This window comes from Paenibacillus sp. FSL P2-0089, assembly GCF_038595095.1.
GTDB lineage: Bacteria > Bacillota > Bacilli > Paenibacillales > Paenibacillaceae > Paenibacillus_AQ > Paenibacillus_AQ silagei.
The window spans coordinates 5823808-5838607 of sequence record NZ_CP152006.1 but is presented as its reverse complement, the minus strand read 5'-3'; the positions used below and the strand labels follow the sequence as shown (position 1 = coordinate 5838607).

The window sequence follows — 14800 nt, the reverse complement described above, 5'->3', positions numbered from 1 at the left end:
GAGCGAGTGATCCGTATGCTGCTGAACTGCGCTTTTTTTGAGCTGTATTTCACTATTCTACCAGTCAGATTGCCAGGAGTTTAATAGTTTCACAGGGTGAAGGTCAAGGCCAATCGGGTCCGGGAGGTGAACGCTGAGCTTTCTCATTCGCGGCAAGGGAAGAACGGTCACTTAATATCCTTGATGGCAAAGACGCATGGATGTCCATGAAGCAGGCTTACAGGTTACGCATTGAACCGGGGAGGTAATCACGAAATGGCCTTTATCAAAAGCAAATCCTTTGTGCTTGGCTTGGCGGCAGTCCTTTTCCTTACTCTTTTTTCGGCTTTTGGTGCAAACAGCAGAACTGTTCAGGCAGCCGGAGACTACAAGATTGTCGGCTACTATGCTTCATGGGCCGCCTACGGGCGGGCTTATAATGTAACGGATATCGATCCTGGCAAAATGAATGTCATCAACTATGCCTTTGCCGACATTTGCTGGAACGGAATACACGGCAATCCCGACCCGACCGGGCCGAATCCGGTCACCTGGTCCTGCCAGAACGAGCAGGGGCAGGCGATCAGCGTTCCCAATGGCACCGTAGTGCTGGGCGATCCCTGGATCGATGCCCAGAAAAGCTTCGGTGATGATAAATGGGATGACCCGATCAAGGGGAATCTGAAGCAGCTCTGGAAGCTGAAGGAGAAGAATCCGAATCTGAAAACGATGATCTCCGTCGGGGGCTGGACCTGGTCCAACCGCTTCTCGGATGTGGCTGCCACGGCGGCAAGCCGTGAGGTGTTCGCCAATTCTTCCGTCGATTTCATCCGCAAATACAAGATGGACGGTGTCGATCTGGACTGGGAATACCCGGTCAGCGGGGGACTTGCGGGCAACAGCTACCGCCCCGAGGATAAGCAGAACTACATCCTGCTGCTCCAAAAGATCCGGGAGAAGCTGAATGCCGCAGGAGCTGCCGACGGCAAAACGTATCTGCTGACCATCGCTTCCGGTGCCGGACCGACCTACATCCAGAATAACAATCTTAGCGGAATCGCCTCTGTGGTGGACTGGATCAACATTATGACCTACGACTTCAACGGCAGCTGGAACCCTACTACCGGCCACAATGCGCCGCTGTATTATGACCCGGCAGCCGCATCGTCAGGGCTGACCGAGCCGGCGAACTATAATATCGACAAGGCGGTGACCAGCTATCTGAGTGCAGGCGTACCGGCTAATAAGCTGGTGCTCGGCATGCCGTTCTACGGCCGGGGCTGGGGCGGGGCCCCTGCTGCGGGGAACGGGCAGTATCAGGTATCTGCCGGGATCTCCCAGACCGGAACCTGGGAGAAGGGCAACTACGATTTCAGTGATCTGGAAGCCAATTATATCAATAAGAACGGCTACACCCGTTACTGGAACAACACCTCCAAGGTCCCTTATCTCTATAACCCGTCCAATCAAACCTTCATCAGCTATGATGATGCCGAATCCATCGGCTTCAAAGCCAGCTACCTGAAAACCAAGGGTCTGGCCGGAGCCATGTTCTGGGAGACCAGCGGGGACCGCAATAAGACGCTGCAGACCAAGCTCAGCGCTGAACTGGGCGGCGGAGTAGTGACACCAACGGCTACGCCGGTGCCGACCGCAACGGTGAAGCCATCGGCCACGCCGACCGCGACAGTGAAGCCGTCAGCAACACCTACGGCAACAGTGACACCAACCGCAACAGTGAAGCCATCGGCCACGCCGACCGCAACAGCTACGCCGACTGCGACACCAGGTCAATGCACGGCCGCTGCGTGGAGTTCCACCGCTGTCTACACACAGGGGCAGCAGGCCTCCTATGGAGGGCTGATCTATCAGGCCCAGTGGTGGACGCAAGGGGACCGGCCGGATCTTAGCGGAGCCTTCGGGGTGTGGCGGGTGACCGGAACTTGCGGTAACGCTACTCCGCAGCCGACAGCTACGCCACTCCCGACAGTAAGCCCTTCGGCTACGCCGACAGTAGCGCCAACCTCTACTCCTGTAGTGACGCCAGTCCCTTCGGCTACCCCAGGCGCTGCTGCCTGGAAAGCGGGCGCCACTTATAGTGTCGGCAATATCGTAACTTACAGCGGGCAATCCTACACCTGCCTGCAGGCGCATACCTCTCTGGCCGGCTGGGAGCCGAATGTCACTCCTGCGCTCTGGAAGCTGAACTAAAGGCGGAGCGGACAGCACGGAAATCCAGCCATAGGGCATGAGTATGCCTAAGTATAGAACAAGGAACGGTGCTGGCTTTTAAGCTGGCACCGTTTTTTTAAGTGCTTTTTAGAATGATACGTTGCTACGAGCGATCCTGCTGTTTAATCTGCTTGCTATTATGAATAGAGTGCGAACACAGTTGGAAAAAAGGCATTTAATTTCGCTGAAACGCGGTCATTGAAGGAAGCAGTTGGAAAAGTACAGTTAATCCGCCGAACGCTCCCCATTCAAGGGAATCTGGGCCGATTAAGTGTTGTTTCTCCAACTAATTTCTGTAGGAGCCATAATATATCTTATTTAGATGTATTAAATCCACTTGCTTGATCCGCCCCTCTCCATTCCAGTTCAGGCGTGGTGGCTGGCACCGTATTTATAACTAATTCCGTTCCTTGGAGGTTTTGGAAGCAGGATTCCGGGGTACGGAAATTTGGGTAATGAGTTTTTTGCGCTTCGATGGGATATATTTATGTTTAAATACAATTTAGCCGACCTGTATCCGCTTAAGGTTCATAAGCTTCCACAGGCTGAAATATAATGAACAGACAGGCGGCTGTCCCGGCCTCCAAAAATTTTGTGAAACGTGATGCCGATTATTTCGTTATAGTAGTATATAGCGGAAGGTGGTGGGTTCACCAATGAGTATGTGGGTATTGTGGTTAATTGCCGCTGGCGTCTTGTTTGTTGTAGAGATGTTTACGTTTACATTCTATTTGTTATGGCTTAGCCTGGGAGCCTTGGCTGCCGGACTGGTTGCGCTTGTGCTGCCGGATGCATGGCTGCTGCAGGTTGTAGCGGGTTCGCTGGTAGCCCTGGCCCTGACGTTCTTCACCAAGCCATTGTCTGAGCGGCTGCGCAATGCGCGGGGCTTCAAGGATACCGGGACCGAGATTATCGGCAGACAGGGTCTGGTGACCGAACCGATTGAGCCTGGCCGTTACGGGCAGGTCAAGATTGGCGGCGATACATGGAGTGCGACCTCTACAGTAGCACTGGGCAAGGGTCAGCAGGTAATTGTAGTAAGAAGAAGCACTACCATTATTGAAGTAGAACGATGGGGGGATATGTACTAATGGAATTGGTGATTATCGGAATTATTATTGTTGTCGTCGTAGTATTTATCGCAATGACGATCAAGATTGTCCCGCAGCAAAGAGTTGGAGTTGTAGAGCGTCTGGGTAAATTCCATCGCCTGCTCACACCAGGTCTGAACATTCTGATTCCGGTTATTGATCAGGTGCGGGTCTATCATGACTTGCGGATTCAACAGGCGAATGTACCGCCGCAGACGGTAATCACGAAGGATAACGTACAGGTGCAGATCGATACGATTATCTTCTATCAGGTAGTGGGTCCGGAAGAAGCAACGTACGGAATCTCCGATTATGTGTATGGGGTACGGAATATCTCCACAGCCACCATGCGTCAGATTATCGGTAAGCTGGAGCTGGATGAAACCTTGTCCGGCCGTGAAAAAATCTCCTCCGACATCCGTCTCGCGCTGGATGAAGCGACAGAGAAGTGGGGCGTGCGCATTGAGCGTGTCGAAGTTATCGACATCAAGCCGCCGCTCGATATCCAGGAAGCCATGGACAAACAGATGAAGGCAGAACGCAGCAAGCGTGCGATTGTCCTGGAGGCGGAAGCCGCCAAGCAGGATATGATCCTTCGTGCTGAAGGGGATAAGCAGAGTAAGATCCTGAAGGCCGAAGGGGATAAGGAAGCCCGCATCCGTCAGGCGGAAGGTCTCGGTCAGGCGCAGGAGCTGGAAGCTCTCGGTCAGGCCAAGGCGATCGAAGCAGTGGCGATGGCCGAGAAGGCCCGGATTGCCATGATTGCCAGCGCAGGACTGGATGAAAAAGTACTGGCCTATCAGTCCTTTGAAGCTCTGACTGACATGTCTAAGGGACCAGCGAACAAAATATTCCTGCCGACCAGTGCGGTGGAGACGCTGGGCAGCCTGGGAGCGATTGCCGAAGTATTCAAGGCTAGCAAAGAAGCCAAATAAGCAGAAGATAATTTACAATTGCTGCAGGATCCGTTACAGTTAATAGCACAATCAGGCCGAGGCTTAGCAGGTACGCTTGTACCTCTTAAGCCTTTGCTTATGAAGACTGTTTTGCCGCTGTGCAAAACTTGAAGGAGAAGAACCCATGACGCAAAAAGAAATTTCCCCGCTCGTAGAAACCTTGGGGCTACAGCCCCACGTGGAAGGCGGATGGTACAAGAGACTGTGGAATTCTCCGTTTGAGATTCCTCAGGACACGCTGGGCGAGGCTTATTCGGGCCCGCGCGCATCAGCTTCATCGATCTATTTCCTGCTTCATGCTGACGAGAGTTCGGATTGGCATACTGTATTGTCCTCCGAAATCTGGCTGTATCATTCCGGCAGCCCGATCGTGCTTAGTCTGGGAGGCAATGGCGCAGAGCCGGAGAACGTAACGGAGGTTATCCTGGGTCTGGATATCGCTGCGGGCCAGCAGCCGCAGGTAGTGATTCCTCCAGGCGTATGGCAGGCCGCCCGCCCGCTCGGCGAAGAGCCGGCGCTCGTCTCCTGCATCGTATCGCCGGAGTTCCATTTTGATGATTTCAAGCTGATTGACAAGAAATAAGCGGGTTATGTAATGGAGTACGGCCGGGAAGGGGCTGTGCTCCATTTTTGTACATAAGAGGCATACAATCTTCACGATTTGGCAACCTATTCGCTATAACGGGAACAGATTTCGCAATTGGATGATTATGAGAGCGGTAATACGGTTAAGGAAGCTTGTTGAATTCAAATTAGGCTTGGAGGGTATCGATATGAGTGAGAAGAACGCACCATTTACAGGCGGGCCTACCTTGAACGATGGAGTAACTATGCCGTGGCTGGGTCTTGGCGTATGGCAGACCAAGGATGGTGAGGAGGTTATCCGTGCGGTGAAGTCTGCGGTGGAGACGGGGTACCGCAGTATTGATACGGCTGCCGGCTATAACAATGAAGAGGGTGTGGGGCAGGCCATCCGTGAATGCGGAGTCCCCCGGGAAGAGCTCTTTATTACCACCAAGGTCCGCAACCCGGATCAGGGGTATGAATCGACACTGAAGGCCTTTGAAGTCAGCCGCAAGAAGCTGGGCCTGGAGCAGGTAGATTTGTATCTGATCCATTGGCCGGTTGCTGGTAAATATAAAGAAACCTGGAAAGCGCTGATCCATCTGCAAAAGGAAGGACTGGTCAAATCCATCGGGGTGAGCAACTTCCAGCCGCATCATCTGGAGGATATCATCGAGGACAGCGGCATGGTGCCGGTGGTGGACCAGGTGGAATTCCATCCGCTGCTGACCCAGCGTGAATTGCTGAAGTATGCACGGGAGCATGATATCCAGCTGGAAGCCTGGAGTCCGCTCATGCAGGGGAATCTGGACCTGCCGCTGCTGAAGGAATTGGCAGAGCGTTACGGCAAGACGGTAGCACAGATTGTTCTGCGCTGGGATCTGCAGCAGGGTGTCATCACCATTCCGAAGTCGGTCCATCAGGAGCGGATCATCGAGAACGCCGGATTCTTCGACTTCACACTCAGCGATGAGGATGTTAAAGCCATCGAGGAGCTGAATCAGAACCACCGCTTCGGCCCGGACCCGGATAATTTCAATTTCTAAGCTGACAGATAGAGCATTATAAGCTGTAGATGCACAGAGCGGCCTCCTCAAGGGAGGCTGCTTTTTGCATTTGGCGGCAGCATGCTATTTTTTTATTAGGACTATTCATTTAAAATTTTTATGTTATAATCGTAATAATTACGATTAAAGACATGGAGTTGAATGCCATTATACGAACTTTGTTGCAACGCTTATTGCAGCTCATTCCTGTGCTGCTAGGCATCTCAGTCATAACCTTTGCGCTGATGCACCTAACCTCAGGTGATCCTGCAGAGATTATGCTGCGTGCTGATGGTATTAAGCCTACATATGAAGCCATTGAGGCGGCAAGAATTGCACTGGGTCTGGATGGACCTGTATATATGCAATATGTTCATTGGTTGTACCGTGTGCTCCACCTCGATCTGGGCATATCCTACAGCAGCAATCGTCCGGTATTCACAGAGCTGATGAACCGTTTCCCGGCTACTGCGCTGTTGAGCGGCTGTTCCTTATTGGCTGCTATTCTTATAGCTCTGCCTATGGGGGTAGGCTCTGCACTGTATCCGGGAAAATGGTTTGACCGGCTGGGAAGAGTATGTGCTCTGTTTAGCGTATCCATGCCAGGCTACTGGCTGGGTCTGCTCCTGATTTATTATGGTTCAGTGAAGCTGAAGCTATTACCTGTAACAGGAATGGATGGGGTCTCCAGTGTCATTCTGCCCGCTTTTACACTTGGGTTTGGCATGGCAGGGGTGTACATCCGTTTGATTCGTTCTAGTCTGCTGGACGTTCTGGCTACGCTCTACATCAAGGCGGCGAGGGCCAAGGGGCTACAGGAATGGAGAGTCATCACCAGACATGCGCTTCGTAATGCACTTCTTCCGAGTCTTACCTTACTTGGGGTTAACATAGCAGGGCTTCTCGGCGGCTCTGTGGTCGTAGAGACTATATTTTCCTGGCCGGGGATTGGAAAGTATGTGATTGAGGCGATTTTTGCAAAAGACTATATTGTCATTCAGGGTTATGTATTATGGATGGCTGTCGTCGTTGTTCTGATTAACCTGGCAGTAGATTCACTGCATCTGATGCTGGACCCGCGAATCAGGCTGCGGTGACGCTGTAAAAGGAGTACGGTATTATGTTTCGAAGTAGCTTATTTAAGAATAACGGAGCGAAGCTCGGGACAGGGATTATCCTTTTGTTCATTGGCGCCGGACTCTTTGCCCCCTGGCTCTCCCCTTCTGACCCGCTGCAGATTCACATGGAGCATAAGCTGAGTATGCCTTCCTGGGATTATCCGCTGGGTACGGATCATCTGGGGCGCTGTGTGCTATCCCGTTTAATCTATGGGACAAGAACTACGCTTTACTATTCATTTGCCGTTTTGACTGTAGTTTTTGCTATTAGTATCCCCGTTGGTTTACTGGCTGGTTACGCTGGCGGCAAAATTGATCAATTGATTATGCGGATCATCGACATCTTACTTGCTTTTCCCAGCTTAATTCTATCGCTCGCAATTACAGCCATGTTGGGCGCCAGTATGAAGAATCTGTTAATCGCCTTTGCAGCCGTCTGGTGGACGGGATATGCCAGAGTGATCCGCAGCCTGGTGCTTCAGATCAAGGAAGGCGGATATATCGCAGCCGCCGCAGCGTCGGGCACTTCCCATTTGCAAATTGTGCTCAGGCATATCCTGCCGGTTGCGGCGCGGCCCATTCTGGTTCTGGCTTCTATGGAGACGGGTACAATTATGCTCTCGATTGCGGGCTTGTCCTTCCTTGGTCTGGGAGCCCAGCCGCCTACACCGGAATGGGGGATGATGCTGAACGACAGCCGTGCCTATATTCAGACTGAGCCGCGGCTCATGCTCTTCCCAGGAATGGCCATCCTGCTGGCAGTTCTGGGCTTCAATCTGTTGGGGGAAGGCTTGCGCCGCTCAGCGCGTGATTACGATACCCGGGAGGTGAGTGTCCGGTAAATGAACAATGAATCCACCCTGCTGAAGGTTAGTCACTTATCGACCAGCTTCCATACCGGAAGTCAGCAAGTCAGGGCTGTAGAGGATATCAGTCTCGAAGTGAGGTCCGGGCAGATTGTTGCACTGGTTGGCGAGAGCGGCAGCGGGAAAAGTGTTACGGCGATGTCTATTCTGGGACTGCTAGATCCTCCAGGCTGCATTGATAGCGGAGACATCTGGCTTCACGGCCACAATCTCCGGGAGTGCTCCACCCGCCAGCTGAGGAAGCTCCGGGGAACAGAAATGGCGGTTATTTTTCAAGATCCCATGAACGCGCTGAATCCGGTGCTTCCGGTTGGAAGGCAGATCATGGAGACGATCGCCCTGCACCGGCAAGTCACTGGGCAAGAAGCAAAGCAACTGGCTATGAAGCAGATGCAGCAAGCGGGCCTTAACGATCCGGCGCAGCTATTTAGTAAATATCCTTTTCAAATTAGCGGCGGGATGTGCCAACGGGTGATGATCGCTATCGCGCTGGCTTCCGGGGCAAGCTTACTTATTGCAGATGAACCTACAACGGCTCTGGATGTAACCATCCAGGCACAGATACTTACGGAGCTGGACCGGATCAGACGGGCGAATCATATGGGCATCCTGCTCATTACGCATGATCTCGGCGTTGTCGCCGAGCTTGCAGATTATGTATATGTGATGAAATCCGGAAGGATTGTGGAATCAGGCAACGTCTTTGACATCTTTTCACGTCCAGTGCATCCCTACACTAAATACTTAATGGATTGCAGATAACAACTATAGAATTATATGTTCTACGGGGGAGGTGGTGATCCATGAAGCTGCTGGAGGCGGTAAGCCTGAATAAGAAGTATGGAATGAAAAGGGGGTGGTTCACATCTGAAGCAAGGAGTGTACAAGCTGTGAATGATGTGTCCTTCAGCCTGGAGAGCGGAGAAACCCTGGGACTGGTGGGTGAAAGCGGCTGCGGGAAGAGTACCTTGGCCAGGCTCTTGCTGGGACTGGAGAAACCCTCCTCCGGCAGAGTGCTGTACCGAAGTATGGATTATACAGACTGGAGCTTCAGCGAAATGCGTAAGATCCGCAGCAGGATGCAGATGGTGTTCCAGAACAGTCTGGCTTCCTTTAATCCACTGTTCACAGTAGAGCAAATTATTGGAGAGCCTCTGCGGAACTACGGGGAGAGGAAGGCAGGCGCGCGCAGAGTTCTGATAGCTGACACGCTTGAGCTTGTTGGACTTGAGCGGAAGCACATTCACAGTTATCCGCATGAACTCAGCGGCGGACAGCAGCAACGGGTCGGAATTGCGAGAGCTATTGCACTGCGCCCGGAGCTGATCATCTGTGATGAACCGTTCTCCAGTCTCGATGTCACCTTGCGTAAGCAGATGATGGATCTGTTGCAGGCATTAAAGCGTGAGCTGGAATTATCCTACGTGTTCATTACACATGACTTGTCGGTCGTGAACCGTTTTTGCGACAGTGTAGCTGTGATGGTTCAAGGGGAGATTGTGGAGAAGCAATCAGGTGAGGGGCTCATGCAGCAGGCAGACCACCCTTATACACGGAAATTGCTATCCTCGATACCTGTGCAAGACCCCCACTTAAGGAGAAAAGATAGAGAAAAGGAGTACAGAGAATGAGAGCCAGCTCAAAGTCAAAAACTGTATTAACAACATCACTATTCATCCTGCTTCTTGTAATAATAATGGGGATATCAGGTTGTAGTCATTCTGATAGAGCAGCCCAAACCTCTGACTCCCCGGACAAGGCGATTACTGTTGCCATAGCGGCTGATGCCGGTCTTGACCGGCTGGATGCCGGGGCCTATGAGGGTTCGATGAACGTACATGCGATGATATACGACGGATTAGTTGAGTACGGCGAGAAGGGCGAAATCCTGCCTTCGCTTGCGGAGTCATGGGACATCTCTGAGGATGGGAAGGTCTATACCTTCCATCTTCGTCAGGGGGTCAAATTCTCAGATGGTACGGAATTTAATGCGGATGCGGTCAAGTTCTCCTTCGAACGCTGGGTTAAAGATCCGGCCAATTCGCTGAATGTAGCTACCGCCATGGAATCTCTTGAGGTCGTAGACGAGCATACGATTACTATGACATTCAACAAAGCGTATTATCCGTTCCTGACCGAGCTGTCCTTTGCAAGACCGGTACGGATTATCAGCCCTACCGCAGTGGAGCCAGCAGGTGATATTAACGGTACATTCGTCCGGGCGATTGGAACCGGTCCTTGGATGGCAGAGAGCTATAAGACGGATCAGGAAGCCGTACTGGTCAGCAATCCTAATTATTGGGGAGACCTGCCGAAGCTGTCCAAAATTATTATGAAGGTCATTCCTGATCCACAGTCCAGAGTACTGGCGCTGCAAAGCGGGGATGTAGATATTGCCGGGGGACAAATGGGGAAGCTTCCAGTCGAAAGTGTACCCGTGATCGAAGCGGATTCCTCACTAACTCTGCAAAAATCACCAGGAACAAGCTCGCATTTCATGATTTTTAACTATAATACATCTGCTCTGCAAGACCTGAATGTCCGCAAAGCGATTAATTTGGCGATGAACAAAAAAAGCATTGTGAACGATCTTATGAATGGTATTGGACAGGAGGCCAAGGGCTTGTTCCCGCTGACCGTTCCCTATGTCACAGAGTCCAATAACACATGGTACGGCTTCGATCCTGAAGAAGCGAAGCAACTGCTGGCCACTGCCGGCTATAAGGATTCGGATGGAGATGGAATTGCCGAGAAGGACGGAAACCCGCTTGAGTTCAATTTCGTGCTGCAGCAGGCGGAATATCCGGAATGGAAGACCATTAGTGAGCTGATTCAATCCGAACTCAAGGAGATTGGCATTGACGTCAAGCTTCAGGTGCTTGAGCCGAATGCTTATTATGATGCCTTATGGACAAGCAAAGCTTACGATCTCATCCTGTACCGGACCTATGATGATGCTTATAATCCGCATTCGTTCCTGTTGTCCCTGTTCCACCGAACCACTGAAGCACCTGCTGTGGTATGGTCTGATGCGGAGCTGGAAGCACAGATTGATAACGCAGTCGGAGCCATGGATCTTCAGGAACGTCAGAGTGCCTATGATTCCATATTCCTCAGAATGTATCAGGAGGCGATGTTTGCAGCGATTTATTTCCCTGATGACATATTGGCCGTTAATCACAGAGTGACCGGATTCAAGCCGGGGTACACCACGTTCACACCTGTCTTTTGGAACCAGCTGGATGTGGACAGTAAATGATCAAGATACAGTACTTGCCAAGAAGGAGTGAATGATAATGAGTATACAACAAGAGGTAGAACAGTATTGGGAAGGCGAAGCAGAGCTGTATAGTGAAGGAATCCAGAAGGAGCTGAACGGTTTCCAGCGGGAGGCCTGGCTGAAGCTTATCCTTGATCATGCTCCACAGAAGGACAGCCTGCATGTTCTGGATATTGGCTGTGGTCCCGGCTTCTTCTCCGTCATTCTCTCAAGCGCCGGACATTTGGTTACGGCCATAGATTGTACAGACAATATGCTGGAAGAGGCGCGTCTGCACTCCAGCCGGGAAGGAGTCGATGTAACGTTCCGCAAGATGGACTCGCATAAGCTGGATTTTGCTGCGGAGAGCTTTGATCTCATCGTGTGCCGCAATGTCACTTGGAGTCTTGCCGATCCGCAGTCAGCCTACAAGGAGTGGGCAAGAGTACTCAAGCCCGGGGGACGGCTGCTGGTCTTCGATGCCAACTGGAACCGTCATCTATGGGATGAAGAGATGGCGCGGAAGCACGCAGAGGATCAGCAGGCCTATATCGATAAGGGCTATGGTGAGCTTCCGCATCATACGAACATCGAAGAGACTGACCGTCTGAGCCTGGCCTTACCGCTGACAAGAGAGTGGCGGCCGGAGTGGGATGTGCGGGCACTCACAGAGGTGGGCTTCTCCGCTGTCTATACGGAAGAGAATCTGAACGGACAGGTGTTGGATGAGCAACAGCAAGTCTTGTACCGTTCAACGCCGGTGTTCATGATTTGCGCTGAAAAATAAGGCGGACCGGCTTGCTAAAATATAAAATAAAAACAGCGGCTCTCTTTGATGAGAGCCGCTGTTTTTGGTTTGAAGCGGCATCAGCCGATCGACACATTGTATGTCTTCAGCCACAGGTTGACCTGGGCCAGATAAGCGAATAATTGCGGGCCGGACATCAGCTGGCCGAACCACGGCAGATTGGTGGAGGACTCTGGCGATGCGGCGATTTCTCTGATTTTGGCCGGATCAATGAGCGGGAGAATGGGAGAGGAAGGATCGTCCAGAATGCTTAGTACCTGTGAGCGCACCTTGTTCAGATAGGCAGGGTTATGCGTTTTGGGGTACGGGCTTTTTTTGCGGTAGAGCACATCGTCCGGCAGTACACCCTCCAGCGCCTTGCGCAGGATGCCTTTTTCCCGGTTGCCTACCATCTTAATCTCCCATGGAATGTTAAAAACATATTGCACCAGCCGGTGGTCACAATACGGAACGCGTACCTCCAGTCCCACGCCCATGCTCATCCGGTCCTTGCGGTCCAGCAGGGTCGGCATGAAGCGGGTTATGTTGAGATAGGACATCACCCGCATCTGTGCCTGTTTGCCGGTCTCGCCGTCAAGCTTCGGTACCTCAGCTACCGCATCGCTGTACCGGTCTCCCAAATATTCCAGCGGACGTATCCACTCCCGGATTTCCGGCGATAATAATCCGGCACGCATATTGGGGGCCACTGACCAGGGGAAGGTGCCGGAAGATAACATCTCCTCACGGTGGAACCAGGGATAGCCGCCGAAGATTTCGTCTGCTGCTTCGCCTGAGATGGCTACTGTGGCCTTCTTTTTGATCTCCTGGCAGAACAAATAGAGTGAGGAATCGACGTCGGTCATCCCCGGCAAATCGCGGGAGTACAGAGCGTTATCGAGTGCGGCTACCAACTCCGGGGTGTCAAAAGCGATAAAGTGATGATTCGTGTCCAGCTCGTCGACCATCCGCTGAATCCAGGGGCCGTCGGCTCCGGGCTGGAAGCTATGGCTTTTGAAGTGCTTATCGTTGTCTACATAATCGACGGAGAAGGTATCGACCCGGCCCTGGCCGGTCCGCTTGTAATAATCTACGGCAAGCGCAGTCAGGGCGCTGGAATCAAGTCCGCCGGAGAGCAGCGAGCAGACTGGGACATCGGAGACCAGCTGGCGTTCCAGCGTATCCTGGAGCAATTCGCGCACCCGTGCTGCCGTCTCATCCACGTTATCGGTATGCTGGACGCTCTCCAGCTTCCAGTAAGCATAGCTGCGGATTCCGCTGCGGCTGTAAATCATGGCAGACCCAGGGCGAAGCTCGAATATATCTTTGTATACCCCTTGTCCCGGAGTCCGTGCCGGACCAATAATGAAAATCTCGGCCAGACCCTCCGGCCCGACCTTCGGCTGGACGAGGGGATGCTGCAGCAGCGCCTTGGGCTCGGACCCGAAGACGAAGACGTCCTCCACTTGGCTGTAGAACAGAGGCTTCACGCCCAGGCGGTCACGGGCCAGGAATACCTGATCACGTAAGCTGTCCCAGACGGCAAAGGCGAAGATGCCATTGAGCTTCTCCGTGCAATCCGGCCCCCATTCGATGTAGGCATGCAGCAGAACCTCGGTATCGCATTCCGTGAGAAAATGATGCCCGCGCTGCTTCAACTCTTTTTTCAGCTCAGGGGCATTATATAGCTCGCCGTTATATACTATAGCGTATAACTTATCCTCATGGCGGGCAATCATCGGCTGTGCACCGTTCTCGGGATCGATGACGCTGAGTCGGCGGTGTCCGAAGGCAATAGGCCCTGAAATCCAGGTTCCGGCTGCATCCGGTCCGCGGTTGGCTAACGTTTCGGTCATTCTGACGAGCAGCTGCGAGTGCCCGGTAAGATCACCGCGCCACTGGACAAATCCGGTTATTCCGCACATGTCTGATTCATCCTCTCTTTTGTGCGATTGTTGTCTGTCCTTTCTTTTTTGCCAAGTAATACAGATATATGCCGATTGAAGGGATAAAATGTATGTCCTTATCCGAACACTAGGGGAGAGGGAAATTTGCCAGGAGGGATGATGACAAGTGTATTACATTAAAGACGCCAAAATCCGCAGAATGACTGACTATGACGGCGCGCCTTGCGCAGAGGTTGGCGTATTGCCTGGAGCTGTGGGCGATTCCGCGCTGCTGGTGTATATTGTTGAGGATCAGCGCGAGGAGGGCTATGAAATTGTCCGAATTCTGACGAATGATGCGGATACGGCCACCGACTGGTTCGACAATAATCTGCATGATGCCTTCAAGGACGTTACGGTCAGCGGCTTCACCGGCAGTACGGTGATGACTCCGGAGGATGAACGCTCCAAGTTCCAGCGCGAGCTGCTGATCTTCGGCGATCTGAAGCGGCAACTGGGCGAGCACTTCCGGCAGCTTCCCTGATTGACCATAGAGCAGGAGGCTTTCCGTGACGGCGGTTGCGGGAAGCTTCTTAACTGGAAGAGTTTGGTCTTGCTAATTCTGCTGAATCAGGTATAATGAATAACGTTGCGTTAATACATATCTCTTCAAAAGCTTCAAGTGATACAACGTTATCCTACATGTCCCGGTAGCTCAGTTGGATAGAGCATGCGCCTTCTAAGCGCACGGTCGGGGGTTCGAATCCCTTCCGGGACGTCAAAACAGCAGCCTTCCTTCGGGAGGGCTGTTTTGACGTCCCGGGATGAGAACCCTTGGCGCCAGCCGGGGACGTTGGAGCATAAGCTTCGTTAGGATTACTTCGCAATCAGCCCGAATGGGCTGTATCCCTTCCGGGACGTCAAAACAGCAGCCTTCCTTCGGGAGGGCTGTTTTGTTGTCCGGGGGATGAGAACCCCTTTTTATTTTGAGTAGGATCAACGTGGGCACTTGGGTG

Annotated in this window: 13 protein-coding genes and 1 tRNA gene; 13 read left to right on the top strand and 1 reads right to left on the bottom strand. The window is 52.4% G+C overall.

The genetic code is table 11. From position 1 onward, the window contains the following. Positions 1 to 255: 255 nt before the first annotated feature. From NST69_RS24455 to NST69_RS24405, 11 genes are all read left to right on the top strand, one after another. A complete protein-coding gene (locus tag NST69_RS24455) occupies positions 256 to 2190 on the top strand; it encodes a glycosyl hydrolase family 18 protein (RefSeq protein ID WP_342547388.1) in 1935 nt (644 codons plus the stop codon). 677 nt (positions 2191 to 2867) lie between these two features. Beyond that, a complete protein-coding gene (locus NST69_RS24450) occupies positions 2868 to 3302 on the top strand; it encodes an NfeD family protein (RefSeq protein WP_342547387.1) in 435 nt (144 codons plus the stop codon). Further along, positions 3302 to 4237 (top strand): SPFH domain-containing protein, encoded by a 936-nt coding sequence (locus tag NST69_RS24445; protein WP_342547386.1) that lies wholly within the window; start codon positions 3302 to 3304, stop codon positions 4235 to 4237. Before NST69_RS24450 ends, NST69_RS24445 begins: the two co-directional genes overlap by 1 nt. A gap of 145 nt (positions 4238 to 4382) precedes the next feature. Continuing rightward, positions 4383 to 4841: a cupin domain-containing protein gene (locus NST69_RS24440; protein WP_076083140.1), complete on the top strand. Its 459-nt coding sequence runs from the start codon at positions 4383 to 4385 to the stop codon at positions 4839 to 4841. 190 nt (positions 4842 to 5031) lie between these two features. Continuing rightward, positions 5032 to 5868 carry an aldo/keto reductase gene (locus NST69_RS24435; protein WP_342547384.1) on the top strand — a complete coding sequence of 279 codons (837 nt, stop codon included), beginning with the start codon at positions 5032 to 5034 and terminating at the stop codon, positions 5866 to 5868. A 152-nt stretch (positions 5869 to 6020) separates the two neighbouring features. Next, on the top strand, positions 6021 to 6965 hold the full coding sequence (gene nikB / locus NST69_RS24430; RefSeq protein ID WP_051478064.1) for a nickel ABC transporter permease: 945 nt from the start codon (positions 6021 to 6023) through the stop codon (positions 6963 to 6965). A 23-nt stretch (positions 6966 to 6988) separates the two neighbouring features. Beyond that, the gene (gene nikC / locus NST69_RS24425) at positions 6989 to 7828 is read left to right on the top strand and encodes a nickel transporter permease (RefSeq protein WP_342547382.1); all 840 of its coding nucleotides are present in this window, start codon (positions 6989 to 6991) and stop codon (positions 7826 to 7828) included. Continuing rightward, positions 7829 to 8614, top strand: coding sequence for an ABC transporter ATP-binding protein (locus tag NST69_RS24420; RefSeq protein ID WP_342547381.1), 786 nt, complete (start codon positions 7829 to 7831; stop codon positions 8612 to 8614). Between the two features lie 41 nt (positions 8615 to 8655). Further along, positions 8656 to 9483 carry an ATP-binding cassette domain-containing protein gene (locus NST69_RS24415; protein ID WP_342547380.1) on the top strand — a complete coding sequence of 276 codons (828 nt, stop codon included), beginning with the start codon at positions 8656 to 8658 and terminating at the stop codon, positions 9481 to 9483. Further along, complete coding sequence (locus tag NST69_RS24410; protein WP_342547379.1) at positions 9480 to 11111, top strand: nickel ABC transporter substrate-binding protein; 1632 nt, start codon at positions 9480 to 9482, stop codon at positions 11109 to 11111. Before NST69_RS24415 ends, NST69_RS24410 begins: the two co-directional genes overlap by 4 nt. A 37-nt stretch (positions 11112 to 11148) precedes the next feature. Then, on the top strand, positions 11149 to 11898 hold the full coding sequence (locus NST69_RS24405; protein ID WP_342547378.1) for a class I SAM-dependent methyltransferase: 750 nt from the start codon (positions 11149 to 11151) through the stop codon (positions 11896 to 11898). Positions 11899 to 11978: 80 nt separating this feature from the next. Here the strand turns inward: NST69_RS24405 and asnB are convergent, their stop codons facing one another. Next, positions 11979 to 13823: an asparagine synthase (glutamine-hydrolyzing) gene (asnB, locus tag NST69_RS24400; RefSeq protein WP_342547377.1), complete on the bottom strand. Its 1845-nt coding sequence runs from the start codon at positions 13821 to 13823 to the stop codon at positions 11979 to 11981. Between the two features lie 148 nt (positions 13824 to 13971). On the opposite strand from asnB, the gene NST69_RS24395 reads away from it, so the two are divergent. Together NST69_RS24395 and NST69_RS24390 are read left to right on the top strand one after the other, a co-directional pair. Beyond that, the gene (locus NST69_RS24395; protein ID WP_036726047.1) at positions 13972 to 14328 is read left to right on the top strand and encodes a hypothetical protein; all 357 of its coding nucleotides are present in this window, start codon (positions 13972 to 13974) and stop codon (positions 14326 to 14328) included. Positions 14329 to 14488: 160 nt separating this feature from the next. Next, positions 14489 to 14562 (top strand) — tRNA-Arg (locus NST69_RS24390). Positions 14563 to 14800 lie beyond the last annotated feature (238 nt).